General features: G+C 73.2%; 21 protein-coding genes. 9 read left to right on the top strand and 12 right to left on the bottom strand.

Annotation, left to right across the window (positions count from 1 at the left end):
• Positions 1–178 precede the first annotated feature (178 nt).
• The 5 genes from OCU29_RS16345 to dnaA form a co-directional block, all read right to left on the bottom strand.
• Complete coding sequence (locus OCU29_RS16345; RefSeq protein WP_306799033.1) at positions 179–673, bottom strand: DUF721 domain-containing protein; 495 nt, start codon at positions 671–673, stop codon at positions 179–181.
• A 91-nt stretch (positions 674–764) separates the two neighbouring features.
• Positions 765–1,937, bottom strand: coding sequence for a DNA replication/repair protein RecF (gene recF / locus OCU29_RS16340; protein ID WP_261820750.1), 1,173 nt, complete (start codon positions 1,935–1,937; stop codon positions 765–767).
• A 1-nt stretch (position 1,938) separates the two neighbouring features.
• On the bottom strand, positions 1,939–2,856 hold the full coding sequence (gnd, locus tag OCU29_RS16335; protein ID WP_179614843.1) for a phosphogluconate dehydrogenase (NAD(+)-dependent, decarboxylating): 918 nt from the start codon (positions 2,854–2,856) through the stop codon (positions 1,939–1,941).
• Between the two features lie 71 nt (positions 2,857–2,927).
• A complete protein-coding gene (gene dnaN / locus OCU29_RS16330; protein ID WP_179614842.1) occupies positions 2,928–4,067 on the bottom strand; it encodes a DNA polymerase III subunit beta in 1,140 nt (379 codons plus the stop codon).
• Between the two features lie 397 nt (positions 4,068–4,464).
• Positions 4,465–5,910, bottom strand: a complete 1,446-nt coding sequence (gene dnaA / locus OCU29_RS16325) for a chromosomal replication initiator protein DnaA (protein ID WP_370463678.1) — start codon at positions 5,908–5,910, stop codon at positions 4,465–4,467.
• Between the two features lie 550 nt (positions 5,911–6,460).
• Between dnaA and rpmH the strand changes: the two genes are divergently transcribed.
• The 8 genes from rpmH to OCU29_RS16285 all read left to right on the top strand — a co-directional run bounded on the left by rpmH (position 6,461) and on the right by OCU29_RS16285 (position 11,781).
• Positions 6,461–6,598 (top strand): 50S ribosomal protein L34, encoded by a 138-nt coding sequence (rpmH, locus tag OCU29_RS16320; protein ID WP_179614840.1) that lies wholly within the window; start codon positions 6,461–6,463, stop codon positions 6,596–6,598.
• A gap of 19 nt (positions 6,599–6,617) precedes the next feature.
• Positions 6,618–6,962 (top strand): ribonuclease P protein component, encoded by a 345-nt coding sequence (gene rnpA, locus OCU29_RS16315; protein WP_261820749.1) that lies wholly within the window; start codon positions 6,618–6,620, stop codon positions 6,960–6,962.
• On the top strand, positions 6,959–7,267 hold the full coding sequence (gene yidD / locus OCU29_RS16310; RefSeq protein ID WP_261820748.1) for a membrane protein insertion efficiency factor YidD: 309 nt from the start codon (positions 6,959–6,961) through the stop codon (positions 7,265–7,267). The genes rnpA and yidD overlap by 4 nt, the downstream gene beginning before the upstream one ends.
• Before the next feature lie 3 nt (positions 7,268–7,270).
• A complete protein-coding gene (yidC, locus tag OCU29_RS16305) occupies positions 7,271–8,275 on the top strand; it encodes a membrane protein insertase YidC (protein ID WP_261820747.1) in 1,005 nt (334 codons plus the stop codon).
• 20 nt (positions 8,276–8,295) lie between these two features.
• The gene (locus OCU29_RS16300) at positions 8,296–8,823 is read left to right on the top strand and encodes a R3H domain-containing nucleic acid-binding protein (protein WP_261820869.1); all 528 of its coding nucleotides are present in this window, start codon (positions 8,296–8,298) and stop codon (positions 8,821–8,823) included.
• 49 nt (positions 8,824–8,872) lie between these two features.
• Positions 8,873–9,592, top strand: a complete 720-nt coding sequence (gene rsmG / locus OCU29_RS16295) for a 16S rRNA (guanine(527)-N(7))-methyltransferase RsmG (protein WP_261820746.1) — start codon at positions 8,873–8,875, stop codon at positions 9,590–9,592.
• 219 nt (positions 9,593–9,811) lie between these two features.
• Positions 9,812–10,750, top strand: a complete 939-nt coding sequence (locus tag OCU29_RS16290; RefSeq protein WP_261820745.1) for a ParA family protein — start codon at positions 9,812–9,814, stop codon at positions 10,748–10,750.
• Positions 10,747–11,781 carry a ParB/RepB/Spo0J family partition protein gene (locus tag OCU29_RS16285; RefSeq protein WP_261820744.1) on the top strand — a complete coding sequence of 345 codons (1,035 nt, stop codon included), beginning with the start codon at positions 10,747–10,749 and terminating at the stop codon, positions 11,779–11,781. Before OCU29_RS16290 ends, OCU29_RS16285 begins: the two co-directional genes overlap by 4 nt.
• Positions 11,782–11,942: 161 nt before the next feature.
• Here the strand turns inward: OCU29_RS16285 and OCU29_RS16280 are convergent, their stop codons facing one another.
• Both OCU29_RS16280 and OCU29_RS16275 read right to left on the bottom strand, forming a co-directional pair.
• Entirely contained in the window at positions 11,943–12,710 is a 768-nt protein-coding gene (locus OCU29_RS16280; RefSeq protein ID WP_261820743.1) for a 1-acyl-sn-glycerol-3-phosphate acyltransferase, read from the bottom strand.
• Positions 12,711–12,753: 43 nt separating this feature from the next.
• Positions 12,754–14,067 carry a PLP-dependent aminotransferase family protein gene (locus OCU29_RS16275; RefSeq protein ID WP_261820742.1) on the bottom strand — a complete coding sequence of 438 codons (1,314 nt, stop codon included), beginning with the start codon at positions 14,065–14,067 and terminating at the stop codon, positions 12,754–12,756.
• Positions 14,068–14,167: 100 nt separating this feature from the next.
• Between OCU29_RS16275 and OCU29_RS16270 the strand changes: the two genes are divergently transcribed.
• The gene (locus tag OCU29_RS16270; RefSeq protein WP_261820741.1) at positions 14,168–14,851 is read left to right on the top strand and encodes a GNAT family N-acetyltransferase; all 684 of its coding nucleotides are present in this window, start codon (positions 14,168–14,170) and stop codon (positions 14,849–14,851) included.
• A gap of 41 nt (positions 14,852–14,892) precedes the next feature.
• Here OCU29_RS16270 and trxA read toward each other — a convergent pair whose 3' ends face one another.
• The 5 genes from trxA to OCU29_RS16245 all read right to left on the bottom strand — a co-directional run bounded on the left by trxA (position 14,893) and on the right by OCU29_RS16245 (position 20,248).
• Entirely contained in the window at positions 14,893–15,216 is a 324-nt protein-coding gene (gene trxA, locus OCU29_RS16265; RefSeq protein ID WP_179614831.1) for a thioredoxin, read from the bottom strand.
• Between the two features lie 101 nt (positions 15,217–15,317).
• Positions 15,318–16,313: a thioredoxin-disulfide reductase gene (gene trxB / locus OCU29_RS16260; protein WP_179614830.1), complete on the bottom strand. Its 996-nt coding sequence runs from the start codon at positions 16,311–16,313 to the stop codon at positions 15,318–15,320.
• Positions 16,314–16,444: 131 nt separating this feature from the next.
• Complete coding sequence (locus OCU29_RS16255; RefSeq protein ID WP_179614829.1) at positions 16,445–17,227, bottom strand: hypothetical protein; 783 nt, start codon at positions 17,225–17,227, stop codon at positions 16,445–16,447.
• A gap of 185 nt (positions 17,228–17,412) precedes the next feature.
• Complete coding sequence (gene sigM / locus OCU29_RS16250) at positions 17,413–18,135, bottom strand: RNA polymerase sigma factor SigM (protein WP_261820740.1); 723 nt, start codon at positions 18,133–18,135, stop codon at positions 17,413–17,415.
• 7 nt (positions 18,136–18,142) lie between these two features.
• Positions 18,143–20,248: a hypothetical protein gene (locus OCU29_RS16245; RefSeq protein WP_261820739.1), complete on the bottom strand. Its 2,106-nt coding sequence runs from the start codon at positions 20,246–20,248 to the stop codon at positions 18,143–18,145.
• Positions 20,249–20,261 lie beyond the last annotated feature (13 nt).

Raw genomic sequence — 20,261 nt, 5'->3', positions numbered from 1 at the left:
TTACCGCTCAGGAGCCCGCAGGACACGCCCTCGTCCCCAGCAACGCGGTGTCGGGGCGCAAAAAGAGTCGCTCACGGGCTCGTGGAGGCCTCTGGGAGCGCCTGCCGGGGGTGTCGACGGGTACGGGTACCACCCACAGCGCCCCAGATCGCCTGTGCGACCTCCGGCCCCGGTCCGCTCAGCCGTAGGTGTCGCGGGGGCCGCGACCGTCGCGCACCGACCGCGGACCCTTGCGCCAGGTCGGCAGGTGCGGGCCGAGCACCTCGATCACCGTCACGGTGCCGTGGCCCAGCTCCTCGTTGAGGCGGCGCACCAGGGAGGGGGCCAGCAGCCGCAGCTGGGTGGCCCACGCCGTGGAGTCGGTGCGCACGACCAGCCGCCCGTCGGCGAAGGACTCGGGGGTGCAGTGGTCGGCGAGCTCGGCGCCGACGATCTCGACCCAGCGCCCGAAGACCCCGTGCACCCGCAGGTCGAGCTCCCAGCCGTGGTCGGCCACCAGCCTGCCCAGGGTCGAGTCGAGGGTCTGCGGGTCGCGGTCGTCGGGGTGGGAGCCGGATCCCTTGTCGCCCGGCGACCCGCCCGGCCGCCGCGGCCGCCGCCGTCTGGCGGGCGAGCCGCCCGCCCCGGCCGTGGCGCGCGCGATGCGACGGGCCAGGTCGAGCCCGTCGTCCACGTGCTCCTCCTCGCCCACCCCCTCCGCCGGGCCCGCCTGCTCCCCGGGTTGCTGCTCGGGTTGCTGCCCGGGTGCGTCCCCGGGCGGACCCTCAGGACTCACGGCGCACCTCGCCGCCACCGACGAGGTAGCGCACGCCGGCGAGGGCCTTCGGCACGTCGGCGGCCACCGCCGCGGTCACGAGCACCTGCTCGGCACCGGCCACGAGGTCGGCCAGCTGCTCGCGGCGCTCGGTGTCGAGCTCGGCGAAGACGTCGTCGAGGATCAGGATGGGGTCGTCGCCGTCGTCGCGCAGCAGGTCGTACGACGCCAGGCGCAGCGCGAGCGCGAACGACCACGACTCCCCGTGCGAGGCGTAGCCCTTCACCGGGAGCCGCTGCGGAGCGTCCTGCTCGTCGCTCGCGGCGCCGTGGCCCAGGCTCAGCAGCAGGTCGTCGCGGTGCGGGCCGACCAGCGACAGCCCCCGGTCGATCTCGTCGCCGCGGCGCCGCTCCACCTCGGCCAGCAGCGCGGCAGCCAGGTCGGGGGCCGACCGGGCCTCGCCGATGTCGAGGCTGGGCCGGTATTCCAGGGCCGCGTCGTCGCGGCCGGCCCCGCGCGCCACCATCTGGTAGGCCCGGGCCAGGTGGGGACGCAGCGCCTCGACCAGCGCCAGCCGCTCGGCCAGCAGCTCGCCGCCGGTGCGGGTGAGGTGGTCGTCCCACACCGAGAGCGTGGCCAGCGCCCCCTCCTGCGAGGAGGAGCCGCGGCGGGCCTGCCCGGCGGTCTTGAGCAGGGAGTTGCGCTGGCGCAGCACCCGGTCGTAGTCGGCGCGGACCCCGGCCAGGCGTGGGGCGCGCAGCACGAGCAGGTCGTCGAGGAAGCGGCGGCGGTCGGACGGGTCGCCCTTGACCAGCACGAGGTCCTCGGGCGAGAAGACGACCGTGCGGACCAGGCCGACGATGTCGCGGGCCCGGGGCAGCGGCGACCGGTTGACCCGGGCGCGGTTGCTGCGCCCGGGGTTCAGCTCGACCTCGAGCACGGCCGTGCGCCCGTCGCGGACCACGGCCGCGCGGACCACGGCCTGCTCGGCCCCCGCCCGCACCAGCGGCGCGTCGGAGGCGACGCGGTGGGAGGAGAGCCGCGAGAGGTAGTCGATCGCCTCGACGAGGTTGGTCTTGCCCTGGCCGTTGCGCCCGATGAACGCCGTGGCACCCGGCTCCAGCGCCACCTCGGCGGTGGCGTAGGAGCGGAAGTCGTGCAGGGTCAGGTGCGAGACGTGCACGTCATGCCAGGTCGGGTTCCGGGCCGGGCTCGTCGGTCGTCTTCTCCACGCCCTTGACCGCGTGGCCGCCGAACTGGTTGCGCATGGCCGCGACCGCCTTCATCGCCGGCGAGTCGTCCTGGCGCGAGACGAAGCGCGCGTAGAGCGCGGCCGTGATCGCGGGGGTGGCGACGGCGTTCTCGATGCCGGCCTCGACGGTCCAGCGGCCCTCGCCCGAGTCGTCGGCGTACCCGGCGATCGAGGCAAGGCCCGGGTCGTCGTCGAGGGCCCCGACGAGCAGGTCGAGCAGCCACGAGCGGATCACGGTGCCCTCGCGCCAGGACCGGAAGACCTCGGTGGTGTTGTCCACGACGTCGACGGCCTGCAGCAGCTCCCAGCCCTCGGCGTAGGACTGCATGACGGCGTACTCGATGCCGTTGTGGACCATCTTGGAGAAGTGCCCGGCGCCGACCTTGCCGGCGTGCACGGCACCGAAGTCGCCCTCGGGCTTGAGCGCGTCGAAGATCGGCTGGGCCTTCTCGACGTCCTCGGGGCTGCCGCCGTACATCAGCGCGTAGCCGTTCTCGAGGCCCCAGACCCCGCCGGAGACCCCGCAGTCGACGAAGCCGATGCCCTTCTCGCCGAGCTGGGCGGCGTGGGCCTGGTCGTCGGTCCAGCGCGAGTTGCCGCCGTCGATGACCAGGTCGCCCTCGCCGAGCAGCTCGCCGAGCGCGTCGACGGTCTCCTGGGTGATCTTCCCCGAGGGCACCATCACCCACACGACCTTGGGCGAGGGCAGCTCGGCCACCATCGCCTCGAGGCTGTCGGCGTCACGCTTCTCGGGGTCGAGGTCGTAGCCGATGACGGTGTGGCCGGCGTTGCGCAGACGGGTGCGCATGTTGCCGCCCATCTTGCCGAGTCCGACGAGTCCGATGTCCATGGTGCGCTCCTAGCTGTGGGGCCGGTTGCGGGTGGGCTGGGCTGCTGGGCTGCTGGGGCCGCGCGCCCGGGTCAGGAGAGCAGGCGGCGCGGCATCAGCAGGTAGCGGAAGCCGGGGTCGGTGTCGCCCTCGGCGGGCGAGCCGCTGATGACCACCGGCTTGGAGGCCTGGGTGAAGGCCAGCTCGACGACCGACTCGTCGATCGCGGTGAGTCCGTCGAGCAGGAACTGGGGGTTGAAGCCCGTCGTCAGGTCCTCGCCGTCGACGTCGGCCTCGATCGACTCCGAGGCCTGGGCCTCGTCACCGGAGCCGGCGTCGAGGGTCAGCACGCCGTCGCTGAAGGCCAGCTGGACGGCGGTGTTGCGCTCGGCGACCAGCGAGACGCGCTTGACCGACTCGATCAGCGCTGCCTTGTCGACCTTGGCGACGGTGAGGTGCTCGCTGGGGAACAGGCTGCGGACCTTGGGGAACTCGCCGTCCAGGAGCCGGGTCGTCGTACGCCGGATCCCGCCGCCGGCGGCACCCTCGAAGCCGATGATGCCCTCGCCCGACCCGCTGGCGGCCAGGGCGATGGTGACCTCGCTGCCGGCGGTCAGCGACTTGGCGGTGTCGCCGAGCACCTTCGCCGGCACCAGGGCGGCCATCGACTCGTCGGGCGTGCGGGGATCCCAGCCGAGCTCGCGCTGGGAGAGCCGGAAGCGGTCGGTGGCCAGCAGCGAGATCGACGAGCCGTCGATCTCGATGCGCACACCGGTCAGCACCGGGAGCATGTCGTCGCGGCCGGCCGCGGTGACCGCCTGGGCGACGGCGTGGGCGAACAGGTCGCTCTGCACGGTGCCGGTCGCGGCGGGCATCTCGGGCAGCGAGGGGTAGTCCTCGACCGGCATGGTCTGGAGGCTGAAGCGCGCCGAGCCGCAGGTCAGCGAGACCCGGGCCCCGTCGATCACCATCTCGACCGGCTTGGCCGGCAGGCTGCGGCAGATGTCGGCCAGCAACCGCCCGCTCACCAGCGCCCGGCCCTCGCCGGAGACCTCCGCGGGCAGCGTGGCCCGCGCCGAGGTCTCGTAGTCGAAGGTCGACAGGACCAGGCCCTGGTCGGTCGCCTCGACCAGCAGGCCGGCGAGCACGGGCACGCTGGGTCGGACCGGGAGGCTGCGGGCTGCCCACGCGACGGCGTCGGCGAGCACGTCACGTTCGACGCGGAACTTCACGGTGGGGAGTCCTTCTTCGAGGCGGGCGCGGTCTGGGGCGGATGGATGACAGATCCTGCCACGAGGGCGGGAGCGTCGGGAGGTCCGGGGCGTTTTCCCCAGGAAGGGGATCGGGGACAAGTTGACCGGTCTCGTGACCTAGGTGGAGGTCCGTAGGAGTCATAGCAACGGTGGAATCTGTGGATGAACATCGAACGTGCAGGTCAGCACGCTCGATGTCTGTGCACAGGGGGTGTGGAGGAGGATCCGGACGAGCAGCGTCGGCGTGTGCAGCCAGCTCGTCCGTGCGCCGCCGTCCGCCGTGGTTCCACAGATCCTCCCCGTGTAGTTCGCACGTCGGGGGGCACCTGGTCCACAGGCTCGACCGGCCGCGGGGCGCCGGCTCGACCCGCGGCGCTCAGCCCTGGCGGGCCTGCAGCTTGACGCGGTTGGTGAGCTCGCTGACCTGGTTGAAGACCGCGCGCCGCTCGGCGAGCAGCTGGTTGATCTTGCGGTCGGCGTACATCACCGTCGTGTGGTCACGGTTGCCGAACTGGGCGCCGATCTTGGGCAGCGAGAGGTCGGTCAGCTCGCGGCACAGGTACATCGCGATCTGGCGCGCCATCACCAGGTGGCGACCGCGGCTGGGGCCGGTGAGCTCGTCGATGGCCAGCCCGAAGTACGCGGCGGTCTGGGCGATGATCAGGCCGGCGGTGATCTCGGGCTCCCCGCCCTCGGGGATCAGGTCCTTGAGCACGATCTCGGCCAGGGTCATGTCGACCTCCTGGCGGTTGAGGTTCGCGAAGGCCGTGACCCGGATCAGCGCACCCTCCAGCTCGCGGATGTTGGTCTGGATCTTGGAGGCGATGAACTCCAGCACGTCGGGCGGCGCGGTGAGGCGGTCCATCGCGGCCTTCTTGCGCAGGATCGCGATCCGCGTCTCGAGGTCCGGGGGCTGCACGTCGGTGATCAGGCCCCACTCGAAGCGGTTGCGCAGCCGGTCCTCCAGCGCCTCGAGCCGCTTGGGCGGGCGGTCGGAGGTCAGCACGATCTGCTTGTTGGCGTTGTGGAGGGTGTTGAAGGTGTGGAAGAACTCCTCCTGGGTCTGGGTCTTGCCCTCCAGGAACTGGATGTCGTCGATGAGCAGCACGTCGACGTCGCGGTAGCGCCGCTTGAACCGGTCCTGCCGGTCGTCGCGGATCGCGTTGATGAACTCGTTGGTGAACTCCTCGCTCGAGACGTAGCGCACCTTGGCGCCGTTGTAGAGCGAGCGGACGTAGTGGCCGATGGCATGCAGCAGGTGGGTCTTGCCCAGCCCGGAGTCGCCGTAGACCAGCAGCGGGTTGTACGCCTTGCCCGGGGCCTCGGCCACCGCGACGGCCGCGGCGTGCGGGAAGCGGTTGGACGAGCCGATCACGAAGGTCTCGAACGTGTACTTCGGGTTCAGCCTCGTCTCGAGGGCGCTGGGCGCCTGGACCGGCGCGGGCGCCGGGCGCTCGTCCGGGACGTGCGCCATGGGCGCCTCCACCGGGACCGGGACCACCTGAGTCGACATGTCGACATAGTGACTTTCCGCGGGGGTGGCCGGGCGAGGTGCGTCGGCGAGGCCCTCCTCCAGCTCCGGGTTGACCGTCACCGCGATCCGGATCTCGCGGCCGAAGCGCACCGTGAGCGCGTCCTCGAGCTGCCCGCGCAGCCGGCCCTCGAGCTGGTTGCGGGTGAAGTCGTTGGGCACCGCGACGATGGCGGTGTTGCCGTGCAGGGTGACGGGCTCGCTGGCGCGCAGCCAGGCCCGTTGGTTGGGCTGCAGGTCCGCGAGCACGCTGGCCCACGCGTTCCCCAGCTCCGAGCTGCTGTCCTCCACGGCGGATCTCCTGCCTCGTCCGGTCTGGTCCCACCTCGTTCCACAACCTTTTCCACAGGCTGTGGGTGGTGTGGGTGGGGTACTGGGGGTGTGGCTCCGGCGACCATGAGGCCGCCTGATCCGAATCACGTCTGCCCAGATCAGAAGCGCTTTTCCGACCCCGCGCGGCGGACGGGACCCGGGCTCTCGCCCAGGTCCGACCGCACCCCGAGGGGGTCCCCGAGAGCGTCGAACCTATCCCCCCGTGCCGGGCACCAGCAAGATGTTGTCCACAGGTTCGCGGGGCTGCTCCACAGGTAGAGTGCGCCGGTTTGACCCTGGTCTCGCCCCGCGCGTACCGTTGGCCGGTCACTCGATGTCGACTGGTGCCGCATGTCCACGCCGAACCCCGTACCTGCGGGGCCTGCGTCGTGGGTGGGCGGTGCCAGCCGAAGGGCGACACCGACCGTGCGTCCGCGCACGGGCACAACCTGCGCCGCAGCCGGGGAGACCCCCTCGGACCAGGCCGGGTCGACACTGCACAGACGTCCAGCGAAAGAGAACATCAGCCGTGAGCAAGCGTACGTACCAGCCGAACAACCGCCGTCGCCACAAGGTGCACGGGTTCCGCCTGCGCATGCGCACCCGCGCCGGCCGCGCGATCCTCAACGGCCGGCGCCGCAAGGGCCGCAAGAGCATCTCGGTCTGAGCCACGGCCCCCACGGCCGTTGCTCCCCGCCGCCCACCGTCTGCGTGACGGCTCGGACTTCCGAGCCGCCTCACGCGGAGGTCGGCGCGCGGGATCCCGCACGCTGGTGGTGCACCTCCTCGCTGTCGACGGTGACGACGACGGCGGCGGGGTGCGCATCGGTTTCGTGGTGAGCAAGGCCGTGGGCAACGCCGTGGTCCGCAACCGCGTGAAGCGCCGACTGCGCCACCTGGCCCGGGAGCACGTTCCGTCGCTCCCGGGCTCTGCTGTGCTCGTGGTCAGGGCGTTGCCCGCGGCGGCGTCCGCGTCGTACGCCGGTCTGGCCACCGACCTGAGCCGCTGCCTGGCGCGGGTGCAGCCGTGAAGCACGTGCTGGTCGCGCTGCTGCGCGCCTACCGCCTGCTGGTGAGCCCGATCTACGGCCAGGTCTGCCGCTACCACCCCTCCTGCTCGGCGTACGCGCTCGAGGCCGTGCAGGTGCATGGCAGTCTGAGGGGCACGTGGCTGGCCGCCAGACGCGTCGGGCGCTGCCATCCGTGGGCGGCCGGCGGCTACGACCCGGTCCCGCCGGCACGAGGGGCGCCATCGAGGTCGGACAGCGCCCCACCCGGCGAGACCGAGTCCCCCTGCCCCGCACCTCCCCCGCACACGACCCAGCAAGGAGCCTGATCGGTGGGCATCATCGGCGACATCTTCGGCTTCATCGCGACGCCGCTCTACTACGCCATCTCCGGGATCCTGATCCTCTGGCACAAGCTCTTCGCCCAGCTGGGCCTGGACCCGGCCGGCGGCATGTCCTGGGTGCTCTCGATCATCGGCCTGACCGTGGTGATCCGTGCGCTGCTGATCCCGCTGTTCGTCAAGCAGATCAAGGCCAGCCGCAACATGCAGCTGATCCAGCCCAAGGTCAAGGAGCTGCAGAAGAAGTACGGGCACGACCGGGAGCGTCTCGCCCAGGAGACGATGAAGCTCTACAAGGACTCGGGCACCAACCCGTTCGCGTCCTGCCTGCCGCTGCTGCTGCAGATGCCGATCTTCTTCACGCTCTTCCGCCTGCTCGACCAGGCCGCGAAGAAGCAGACCGCGCACGGGTTCCTGACCGAGGACCTGGCCCGCCAGTTCGGTGAGGCGGAGATCTTCGGCCAGATCCCGATCGCCGACAGCTTCTGGCAGGCCGGCATCTGGCGCGAGGGTGGCGGGGACCCTGGCGTGATGTTCCTGGCCCTGGTCCTGGTGCTGGCGATGACCGCCACGACCTTCTTCACCCAGCGCCAGCTGATGAGCAAGAACATGCCCGCGGACGCCCTCTCCGGTCCCTACGCCCAGCAGCAGAAGCTCCTGCTGTACGTGCTGCCGGTCGCCTTCGGCCTCGGTGGTGTGGCCTTCCCGATCGGCGTGCTGCTCTACTGGACCACCTCCAACGTGTGGACCATGGGCCAGCAGTTCTACGTGATCCGCAACAACCCCGCTCCTGGCACGCCGGCCTTCGAGGCCAAGCAGCAGCGCGACAAGGCCAAGGCCGTCAAGCACGGTGACGTCGTCACCGTCGACGAGCCCGTGGCTCCCCCGACCGAGCGCCGCCCCGCGCAGCGCCAGCAGCCCAAGAAGCAGACCCGGCAGCAGCGCCGGCAGTCCGGCTCCTCCAAGCCGGACTCGACCAACGGAGGTTCCTCGTGACCCAGGACGTGACCCAGGACGTGACCCTCGAGGAGGGCGACGACGCGGCAGCCGGGTCGGCTCCCGCCGCCGGTGAGAGCGACACCTCGCGCCTCGAGCGGCTCGAGAACGAGGGCGACATCGCGGCCGACTACCTCGAGGAGCTCCTCGACATCGCCGACCTCGACGGTGACCTCGACATGGACGTGGAGGGCGACCGTGCCGCCGTGTCGATCGTCGGGGCCGATCTCTCCCAGCTCGTCGGTGCGCGGGGCGAGGTGCTCGACGCGCTGCAGGAGCTGACCCGCCTGGCGGTCTACCGCGAGACCGGTGAGCGGTCCCGGCTGATGCTGGACATCTCGGGTTTCCGCGCCGACAAGCGCACCCAGCTCGAGGCGCTCGCCGCCGAGAAGTGCGCGGAGGTCCGCGAGTCCGGGCGCCGGGTCGACCTCGAGCCGATGAGCCCCTTCGAGCGGAAGGTGGTCCACGACGCGGTGGCCGAGGCCGGGCTGGTCTCGGAGTCCGAGGGCGTGGAGCCCCGACGCTTCGTGGTGATCCTCCCTGAGTGACCAGCAGCCTCCGGGCCCGGTTTCACGTGAAACACCCCCCGTGCCCGCCGTGGCCCGGGGGGTGTTCCCGTCCGGGCGGCTGGAGCTGGTCGAGCGGTACGCCGGTCTGCTGGCGGGGGCGGGCGTCGAGCGGGGGCTGATCGGGCCGCGCGAGGTCCCCCGCCTGTGGGACCGGCACGTCCTCAACAGCGCCGTGCTGTCGGAGTGGGTGCCGCCCCAGGTGGAGGTCTGCGACATCGGCTCGGGTGCCGGGCTGCCCGGCCTGGTGCTGGCACTGGCTCGCCCTGACGTCCGGGTGACCCTCGTCGAGCCGTTGCTGCGGCGCACGACGTTCCTCGAGGAGGTGGTCTCCGACCTCGGGCTGGGTGACCAGGTCGAGGTGGTGCGCGCACGCGCCGAGGAGCTGCACGGGCAGCGACGGTTCGACGTGGTGACCTCGCGCGCCGTGGCGCCCCTGGAGCGCTTGCTCGGCTGGTCGATGCCGCTGGTGTCCCCCAGCGGGGCCCTCGTGGCGATGAAGGGCTCCTCTGTCGCCGAGGAGGTCGATCGGACCAGGGACGAGCTCGAGGCCTGGGGTGTTGCCGATCCCGAGATCGGTCGCCTGGGGGACGGCGTCCTCGACGAGGCCACATGGGTGCTCCGGGTGGCCTGGGCGGACCCGGCGTCGGTATCCTGGCCGCCACAGCGCACCGGGGCGTCCCCCACGGCTCGCCCCGGACGGAAGTCTCGCCGCGGTGGTCGCCGTGGCCGCCCCCGCGGGCGGTCGTGACCCCGACGGGTCGCGGCTCGGCTGCAACCGGTCGCGGAGTGATGCCGGGGTCCCTCCCCAGAGTTATCCACCGGTCCATGTCGCGTCCTGAGCGTGACTTTCCACAGTTTCAGCGAGTTATCCACAGGAGTACCGATGGTCGGCCCCGATGAGGTTTCACGTGAAACAGCCGACGGCGGGACCGATGTTCCACGTGAAACCGAACCGACGCCCTACCGGGTGCGCACCGCGGCCGACCTGGCCGACCAGCCCTCCGGCTTCGCCGATGACGCCACTCCCCTGGCGCGCGCCGCCGAGCACAGCCTCTCGGTCCGGCTCCGCTCACGCTCGCTGCCGCCCGCCCCTCGACCCGACGCGACCCGCGTGTTCGTCGTGGCCAACCAGAAGGGCGGGGTCGGCAAGACCACGACGACGGTGAACGTGGCGGCGGCGCTGGCGCAGCTGGGGCAGCGGGTGCTGGTGATCGACCTGGACCCGCAGGGCAACGCCTCGACGGCCTTGAACATCGACCACCACCGCGGGGTGCCCAGCACCTACGACGCGCTGGTCGACGGGGAGCCGCTCGCGGACGTGATCAGCCCGTGCCCCGACGTCGAGAACCTCTGGGTGGTGCCCGCCACCATCGACCTGGCCGGCGCGGAGATCGAGCTCGTCAGCGTCGTGGCCCGCGAGGGCCGGCTCCGCAAGGCCATCCACGGCCACCCCCTGGTTGGCAGCGCTGCCGACGCTGGCGAGGACCGGTTCGACTACGTCATCGTCGACTGCCCGCCCTCGCTGGGTCTGCTCACGCTCAACGCGCTGGTGGCCGGGGAGGAGATGATGATCCCGATCCAGGCGGAGTACTACGCGCTGGAGGGGCTGGGGCAGCTGCTCGAGACCGTCGACATGGTCCGGGCCCACCTCAACCCCGCGCTGGCCGTGTCCACGATCCTGGTCACCATGTACGACGGGCGTACCCGCCTGGCGGCCGGGGTCGCCGAGGAGGTGCGCGAGCACTTCGGCGACCAGGTGCTGCGCACCGCGATCCCCCGCTCGGTGCGCGTCTCCGAGGCGCCGTCCTACGCCCAGACCGTGATGACCTACGATCCCGGTTCGCCCGGCGCGCTGTCCTACCTGGAGGCCGCGCGCGAGATCACCAGCCGAGGAGTCCGCTCGTGAACGCACCCCGACCCGCCACCCGCCGGGGACTCGGCCGGGGCCTGGGCTCGCTCATCCCGACCGCCCCGGTGACGCCTCCGTCCCAGGACGGCCCGGGTGCGGGCGACGCCCCCGGGGCCGCCGGCGTCGACGGGGCTGACAGCGATCCTGCCGCTCCCGGTGACGCGGCGCGGGCCACGGCCGATGCCGAGGCGGCCGACCGCGGCCTGGCTCCCGTGCACGGAGCCTGGTTCAGCGAGATCCCCGTGGGCCAGATCGTGCCCAACCGGGTGCAGCCCCGCCAGGTCTTCGACGAGGACGCGATGGCCGAGCTCGTGCATTCCATCAAGGAGGTCGGGCTGCTCCAGCCCGTCGTCGTGCGGCGCACCGCGCCCGACAGCTATGAGCTGGTGATGGGGGAGCGGCGCTGGCGTGCCTCGCAGCAGGCCGGCCTGACCGCGATCCCGGCCATCGTGCGCGAGACCGACGACACCGACATGCTGCGCGACGCGCTGCTGGAGAACCTGCACCGCTCGGAGCTGAACCCGCTGGAGGAGGCGTCGGCGTACGCCCAGCTGCTCGAGGACTTCGGGTGCACCCACGACGAGCTCGCCCAGCGCATCGGCCGCTCGCGCCCACAGATCTCCAACACGCTGCGCCTGCTCCGGCTGAGCCCTGCCGTGCAGCGCCGGGTGGCCGCGGGCGTGCTCTCCGCCGGCCACGCCCGCAGCCTCCTGGCCGTCGATGACGCGGAGCTGCAGGACCGGCTGGCCCAGCGCGTGGTCTCCGAGGGCATCAGCGTGCGCGGCCTGGAGGAGATCGTCGCCGTGGGAGACCACGACCGGCCGGGGCCGCGCACCCGGCGCTCCAAGCCCACCGCCCCGGGGCTCGAGGACATCGCAGAGCGGCTCTCCGACCGGCTGGAGACGCGGGTGAAGGTCGACATGGGCCGCAGCAAGGGCAAGATCACCGTCGAGTTCGCCGCGCTGGAGGACCTGCAGCGGATCATCGACGTCATCGACCCCCGCAACCGTAAGGACCGCCCGATCTGAGTCGCCAGATCGCTACATCGATGTAGCGACAAGTCGATTTGTCGACATATCGCCTGCCGAAAGATTTATCGGGCACCCGATGAGTCTCTTGCCATCACCACGAAGGTTCATGGTGGCGCCGCCCGTTCCATCGGGTGCCCGATGAAACTCCCGACCCGCCCTCAGCTGGAGGCGCGCTTCGCCGCGCGCTTGGCGGCGCGGGCCCGCTTCTCCTCGGCGTCGAGGCGGGCGGCCTCCTCGGGGGTGGGGGCCGAGCCGCCCAGGCGGGCGGGGACCCACCAGGAGCCGGGGGGCTGCTCGTCGGCGGGGTACGCCGCGACGGCGGCATCGAGCATCGTCGTCATCCGCTCGCGCAGCAGCGCGGTCTCGGCGACCGGGTCGCTGCCGTCGGGGTGCAGGGGCTCGCCGACGCTCAGCGAGATGGTCTTGCCGCGCGAGAAGTCGCGCGGGTGGTCCTTGGTCATCATCCGCTGGGTGCCCCACAGGATCACCGGGACCACCGGCACCCCGGCCTCGGCGGCGATCCGCACCGCGCCCGTCTTGAACTCCTTGAGGTCCATCGAGCGCGAGATGGTCGCCTCGGGGAAGATCCCGACCGCCTCGCCGCGCTGCAGGAAGTCCACCGCGGTGCGGAAGGAGGCCAGGCCCTCGCCGCGGTCGACCTCGATGTGGTGCAGCGAGCGCATCAGCGGCCCACCCAGCGGGTGGTCGAAGATCTCGCGCTTGGCCATGAAGCGCACCAGGCGCCCCGAGGGGTTGGCGGCCAGGCCGCCGTAGACGAAGTCGACGTACCCGACGTGGTTGCAGGCCAGCAGGACGCCACCCTCGCGGGGCACGTGCTCGGTGCCCGTCATGGTGATGCGCTGGCCCAGGAGCCGGAATCCGGTCTTGGCAGCGACGATGATCGGGGGATAGGTCAGGTCCAGCACAGGAGCGATCCTGCCACGCCGCCGGCGCGACGGGGGGTGAGGCTCAGGAGACGTCGGTGCCCGGGGCGTCGTAGCCGCTGGGCAGACCGCGCGCGGGCGTGGTGGCGCCGAAGGTGGCGCGCAGCTCCATCTCGGCCTCCAGGACGCCGGCGAGGCGGCGCACGCCCTCGCGGATCCGCTCCGGGGTGGGGTAGCAGAACGACAGGCGCATGGCGCTGGAGCCGAAGCCGTCGGCGTAGAAGGCGGTGCCCGGCACGTAGGCCACCCGCGCGGTGACCGCACGCGGCAGCATCGCCTTGGCGTCGATGCCGGGGGGCAGGGACAGCCACACGTAGAAGCCGCCCTCGGGGACGTTCCACGTGCACCCGGCCGGCATCATGTCGTCGAGCGCGGAGACCATCGCGTCGCGCCGCTCGCGGTACATCTCGCGGAACTGCTTGATCTGGCCGACCCAGTCGTGCTTGGCCAGGTACGCCGAGACGGCCATCTGGGAGAACTGCGGCGGGCAGAGCGTCGCCGACTCCTGGGCCAGCACCAGCTTCTCGCGCACCGGGTGCGGCGCCAGCGCCCAGCCGACCCGGAAGCCGGGGGCGAAGGTCTTGGAGAACGAGCCCAGGTAGATCACCGTGTCGGCCTCGTCGGCGCGCAGCGCCCGCAGCGGCTCGCGCTCGAAGCCCAGCAGCCCGTAGGGGTTGTCCTCGAGGATCAGCACGCCCTCCTCGCGGCAGATCTCCAGCACCTCGGTGCGCCGCTGCGCCGACATCGTCACGCCGGCCGGGTTGTGGAAGTTCGGGATCGTGTAGAGGAACTTGATCGTCTTGCCGGCGGCCTTCACCGAGGCGATCGCCTGGCGCAGCGCCTCCGGCACCAGGCCGTGGGCGTCCATCTCGGCGTGCACGACCTCGGCCTGGTAGGCGCGGAAGACGCCCAGCGCGCCGACGTACGACGGCGCCTCGCAGATCACGACGTCGCCGGGGTCGCAGAAGACCCGGGTGACCAGGTCGACGGCCTGCTGGGAGCCGACGGTGACCACGACGTCGTCGGGGTGGGCCTCGATGCCCTCGAGGCGCATCACGTCGGTGATCTGCTCGCGCAGCTCGGGGACGCCCTGGCCCGAGCCGTACTGCATCGCCACGGTGCCCTGGTGCTCCACGAGGTCCCCGATGGCGCCGCCGACGACGTCGAGCGGGAGCCCGGAGATGTTGGGCATCCCGCCGGCCAGCGAGACGACCTCCGGCCGCGAGGCCACGGCGAAGAGGGCCCGGATCTCCGAGGCGGTCATGCCGGCCGTGCGCGCCGCGTAGCGGTCGACGAACGAGTCGAGTCGGGTCTGCGAGCGCGCGGGTGAGGAATCCATGACAGGTCTAGCATGAGGGATGCCGGGCTCGTGTGCACGCGGGGATCGCGTGCTGGTCGGGTCGATCGGCTCACAGTCGTCGGCGAGGCAGGTGAGGTGGGTGGCGCGCAGGGTCGTCCGGCTGACGCTGGACCTGCTCGAGGAGCTCGACGCGCCGTGCCGCACGTGCGCGGCCTGGCAGCTCGACCCCGTACGCCGCTCCCGGCCCTGCACGCCGCAGGAGGCGGCCGACGAGCGGGCGGCCTGGGTCTCCCGGGTGCTGCGCGAGTGGGGCTCCTGCGGGCGGGTCGTGCTCGTGGACTCCCGGCCGGTCGGCCACCTGGTCTACGCGCCACCGGTCCTGGTGCCCGGGGCCGACGCCTTCCCGACCTCGCCGGTCTCGCCCGATGCCGTGCTGCTGGTGAGCGGGTACGTCGCCCCGGAGCACGCCCGGGGCGGGCTGGGCCGGGTGCTGGTGCAGGCGATGGCCCGCGACCTGCTCGGGCGCGGCGGGATCCGCGCCGTGGAGGCCTTCGGGCACGTCGGGGGCCCCGTGGCCCCGGCCGGGGGCGCGGAGCCCGCAGGCGCCACCCAGGTGGCGCGCTGCACCCTGCCGGTGGGCTTCCTCGGGGGCGTGGGCTTCGGCACCCAGCGTCCGCACCCCCGCACGCCCCGGATGCGCATGGACCTGCGCTCCGCGCTCAGCTGGCGCGACGAGGTGGAGGCCGCGATCGAGCGGCTGCGCGGCGTGGTGCGCCCGGCCGGCGTACCGGCCGCCGAACGCAGCGAGCCCCCGGCACCGTGAGGTGACGGGGGCTCGCCGAGCGGTCTGCTGGGCGCGGCGGCTCAGATGAAGTCCGCGAGCTCCTTGAGCAGCGCGGCCTTCGGACGGGCGCCGACGATGGTCTTGACGACCTGGCCGCCCTGGTAGACGTTGATCGTCGGGATGCCGGTGACCCGGTACGACGAGGGGGTCACGGGGTTCTCGTCGACGTTCATCTTCAGGAACGTCATCTTCTCGCCGTGCGCGCCGGCGAGCTCGTCGAGGATCGGGGCGACCTGGCGGCACGGGCCGCACCACTCCGCCCAGAAGTCCACGAGGACCGGCTTGTCGGCCATCAGGACCGTCTGGTCGAACTCGGCGTCGGTCACGGCGGAGATGTTGCCCATGGTGGGACCTTTCGGGATCTGGGGTGCGGGGAGGTGGTGGGTGCTGCGGTGGAGGAACACCCGGCGGGGCCGCGATGTTCCGCGACCCGCGCCGGTGGGGCTCAGGCCCCGACGGCCTCGGCGTCGGCGCGGGCCTGGGCCTCGGCGGGCGTGGCCGCGACGTGCTCGAGCTCGGCGAGGTAGCGCTCGGCGTCGAGCGCGGCCGCGCAGCCGGTGCCGGCCGCGGTGATCGCCTGGCGGTACTGGTGGTCGACCAGGTCGCCGCAGGCGAACACGCCGGGCTGGTTGGTGCCGGTGGTCGGGTGCTCGGCGACGACGTAACCCTCGTCGTCGAGGTCGATCTGGCCCACGAGCAGCTCGGAGCGCGGGTCGTGGCCGATCGCGATGAACAGGCCCGTGGCGTCGAGGGGGCGCTGCTCGCCGGTGGTGGTGTCCTCCAGCGTCAGCGACTCGAGCTTGTCGGCACCGTTGATCTCGGCGACCTTGGTGTTCCACAGGATCTCGAGCTTGGGGTCGGCGAAGGCGCGCTCCTGCATGATCTTGGAGGCGCGCAGCTCGTCGCGGCGCACGATCAGGGAGACCTTCGAGCCGAAGCGGGTCAGGAAGGTGGCCTCCTCGACGGCCGAGTCGCCACCGCCGACGACCGCGATGTGCTGGTCGCGGAAGAAGAACCCGTCGCAGGTCGCGCACCAGGAGACGCCGCGGCCCGACAGCTCCTTCTCGCGGGGCAGGCCCAGCTCGCGGTAGCCCGACCCGGTCGCCAGGATGACGGCGCGGGCGCGGTGGGTGTCGGTGGCGGTGCGCACCGTCTTCACCTCGCCGGCCAGCTCGACCTCGACGACGTCGTCGGCCACCAGCTCGGCGCCGAAGCGCTCGGCCTGGCCGCGCATCTCGTCCATCAGGGCCGGGCCCATGATGCCGTCGCGGAAGCCGGGGAAGTTCTCGACTTCGGTGGTGTTCATCAGGGCGCCACCAGCGGTGACGGAGCCCTCGAACACCAGCGGGTGCAGGTTGGCACGGGCGGCGTAGACCGCCGCTGTGTACCCGGCGGGACCCGAGCCGATGATGATCACGTTGCGGATGTCGTTCTCGGACATGCGTCCAGCTGCTCCTCGGTCTGGGGGTGGACCGGTTCCCGGTCCGTCGGGTCCAACCGATCCTAGGCGAGCGGCATTCCCGGAGGTGCCGGAGCGGGTGAGCCAGGTCTCAGCGGCGCGTCAGCGGCGGGTCATCGGCGGGGGAGGGTGGTGCTGCGCAGCACCCCACCGGTGCCGCACTGCAGCAGGTCGACGACCTGGCTGTCGCCCGCGGGCTCGCGGAAGGCCAGCACGGCCGGCTCGCCGTCGTACAGGACGGCCACGGGCAGGCCCGCGCCCCACTCGGCCGGCGCGCAGTCCTGCCAGCGCCGCGCGACGGGACGGGGGGCGGCGCGCAGGCGGGCCACCCTGGCCGAGGGGCCGCCGCCGACCCGGATGGCGCGACGCTGCACCACGGCGGCGTCGTCGCCGAAGGAGTCGTCGTCGACGCGGGCCAGGCGGCGGTCGACCACCACGACCCCGCGGCTGGGCTGGTCGCGGGTCAGGGTGGACCCGGCCGCGGGACCGCTCTCGGCCCCGGCGTCGTAGCCCGGCTCGTCGCTGGTCTCCCCGCGGTCGGGGGCGGTGCTGCGCGCGCCGAGCTCGTCGGCCACGCTCTCGCCGGCGCTGCTGGAGTCACCGCTGGAGCCTGCACCGGACAGGTCGACGACCTGGCCCAGGCCGATCCCGACGGCGATCACGGCCGCGGCGGCGACGAGCATCGAGGCGGCGCGCCGGCGGCGCGCGGCGGCCAGCTCCAGGACCCCGGTGCCGCTGACCCCGCTGGGCACGTCCTCGCCGGCCTCGAGCCGGGCGAGCACCTCGTCGAGGCGGGTCGCCACGTCGCCGGGCACGGGAGCCTCGTGCCGGGCATCGGCCAGGAGGCGCCGCAGCCGGGCCTCCTCCTCGGGGGAGGGCGTCGGGTGCCCGGACATCTCGCCTCCTCGGGTGGCTGGTGCGGGTGGGTGCTGACGGGGTGTGGTGAGGGGTGTGGTGGGGGTGCCGCCGGCGTGGGCCGACGGGTCATCCTCCCCGGTGGCCAGCTGCTGCCGGTGGCCGGGGTCTGCCAGCCGGTGCGGTCAGGCTCGGGGTGGGACCGGGGTCGGTCCCGGGGTCGGTCTCAGGGTCGGGAGCGCGGAGCGGGTGGTCCGCGCGGGTCGTCAGGTCGGACGGGCGGGCCCGCGTCGGGGTTCCCTGCGGCGGGGTGGTGGGCCTGGCCCGGGGCCCGGTCGTCGTCGACCAGCAGGTCGGCGAGGTGGGCGGCGAGGCGGGCCCGGCCGCGCGAGCAGCGCGACTTCACGGTCCCCACGGCGACGTCCAGGATGCGGGCCGCCTCGGCGACCGGGTAGCCCTCCATGTCGACGAGGACGATGGCGGCGCGCTGGTCGGCGCCCAGGGTGCCCAGGGCGTCGACCACGGCCCGGCGCCGCTCCGCGCGCACCGAGTGCTCGGCGGGATCCTCGGTCTCGGGGGCGGCGGTGCGGGCGTCGCCCCGGTCGCCGTACTCCTCCAGGTCGTCGGGCAGCCGGTCGGTACGGCGTACGCGCGCGGCCCGCAGCCGGTCGAGGCAGGCGTTGACGACGATGCGGTGCAACCAGGTGGTCACGGCGGCGTCCCCGCGGAACGACCCGGCGCGGCGGTAGGCGGCGACCATGGCGTCCTGCAGGCCGTCGGCGGCGTCCTCGGGGTGGCCGGTGGTGCGCAGCGCGACCGCCCAGAGCCGGTCGCGGTGGCGGGCGAAGAGCTCGCCGAAGGCACCCTCGCGACCCGCCACGTGGGCGGCCAGCAGGGCCCGGTCGTCGAGCTCGGCCAGCGGCCGCTCGTCCTGGCGGTGCCCCCTCATCGGGTGCTCACCCGAGCACCCGGATCTCGGAGACCTCGGCGCGGAATCCGTCGCCCACGTCGGGCAGGGAGGTGAACCACACGGTCACGTAGCGACCGGCCACGGCCTGGTCGAGCTCGATGCGCTCCTGGGTGCCGGCGCTCACGTCGGCGACGGGCTCGAGGTCGGCCACGCCGCTGGGCGCCTCGTCGGTGACGAAGAGCTGGACCTGCGACCCCTCGCCCACCAGGTCGAGCTCGACGCCGCGCACCTCGGCCGGGTCGCCGAGGTCGACGACGAGGCCGACGCCGGTCTTGAGCCCGGCGGGGCCGAGGTCTTGGCGGTAGGTGGAGGTGCGCCAGCTGGTGGCGGGGTCGCCGTCGACGGTCAGCGGGGTGAGCTCGGGGTTCTCCTCCGGCGGGTCCGCCTGGGGGTCGAGGTCGGTGACGCTGAGCCCGGTCAGCGGCTCGGGCGTGGCCGAGGCGGTGGCCGAGGTCCCCGCGGTGGGGGAGGCCTCGTCGTCGGGGACGCTGCCCAGCGGGGTGCGGCCGCGCCCGAGGTTGAAGGCGACCGCCACGGCGACCACGAGCAGCACACCGGCCAGCAGCAGGGCCGCGAGGCGGAAGGTGCTGCGCCCGGGGACCTGGTCGTCGTCGGCGGCCACGCCGGTGTCGAGCAGCCCGCTGCCCGTGTGGGTCATCGAGCCCAGGGCGCCCACGCCGGTGCCGTGGCCGGTGCCGTGACCGGTGCCGGTGTCCCAGGGCCAGTAGTCGCCGGCGCCGGTCGTGGTGGAGGCGGCGCCGGGCCGGGCCCGGCGGACCGGGGTGCCCTCGGGCGGCTCCGGGGCGAAGAGCGGACGCGGGGTCGGCTCCTCCAGCGGGGGTGGCGGGGGGCCGGGCACCTGGCGGCGGCTGCGGTCCTCCTGCTCGTCGAAGGAGGGCAGGCCCGCCTCGGTCGGCAGGTCGACCGACGAGGCGGCCTGCCGGCCGTCGGCCGGGGTCGTCGGCCCCGCGGCGTCGGGGGCCTCCACCGGATCCGCCTCGGTGTCCGTGTCCGCCTCGGTGTCGGTGTTCGTGTCCGGGTCGCCGCTCGGCAGCTCGGTGACGACGGTGGGCTCGTCGGGCTGAGCCGGTACGTCGGACGGGGCCGGTACGTCGGAGGCGGTCGGCTCGTCGGACGGGGTGGGCTCGGGCGTGGGGACGACCACGGTCGGCTCGTCGCGGGGCAGGTCCTCGGCCCGCACGACCCGGGTCGGCTCGACCTCGGGCTCGTCGGCCGGGCGCAGCCCCAGCTCGGGCACCGCGCTGAAGCGCACCGGGCCGCTGCCGCGCGAGACCAGCCGCTCGACCAGCGACTCGGGGATGCCCGTGGGGTCCCCGACGAAGTCCTCGAGGGCCGCGGTCAGGCCGCGCGCCGACTCGGGGGCCCGCAGCCCGCGGCCCCGCCCGGACAGGTCGAGGACCTCGTCGCAGAGCACGTCGAGCTGGCGGGGGATCCCGGCCCGCACCTGCCGGGGCCGCAGTACCCGGCCGTGCTCGCGGGGTGCCGAGACGACGGCGGAGTCGGAGGCGCCGGCCCAGCGGCCGGTCAGCGCGGCGTACAGCAGCCCGGCCAGGTCGTCGACGTCGTCCTCGACCCGGCTCTCGGGCCGGCCGTGCAGCGCGGCGTCGACGCACCACCCGATGACCCGGATCGAGCCGTGCAGGTCGACCAGCACGTTCTCGGGGTTGAGCCGGCCGTGGGCGACCCCGGCCGCGTGGGCGACGGTGGCGGCGGCGCCGACCTCGGCGACCAGCCAGGCCGCCCGGCGCGGCGAGAGCACGCCGCCGGCACCGAGCATGATGTCGAGCGAGGTGCCGGTGCCCCACTCGTTGACGACGTAGCAGAGGCCGTCGACCTCCTCGGCGTCGAGCACCCGCAGGATGTGCGGGTCGAGCACGGTGGCGGAGCGGCGGGCGGCGCGGAGGAGACCCTCGGCGCGCGGGTCCTCGGCGGAGATGACGTGCAGCGCCACGTGGCGCTCCAGGATGCGGTCGTGGGCGCGCCAGAACCGCCCGCTCCCGCTCTCGCTGAGCAGGTCGACGAGCCGGTACCGGCCGGCGAGCAGGTCACCGGGCCGGATCGAGTGGGGCACTGCGCTCCTTCGC

It is taken from the genome of Nocardioides sp. OK12 (assembly GCF_024341885.1).
GTDB classification, from domain to species: Bacteria; Actinomycetota; Actinomycetes; order Propionibacteriales; family Nocardioidaceae; genus Nocardioides; species Nocardioides marinisabuli.
Note: the sequence above shows the minus strand (reverse complement) of the source record. Positions and strands in the feature narration are given on the sequence as shown.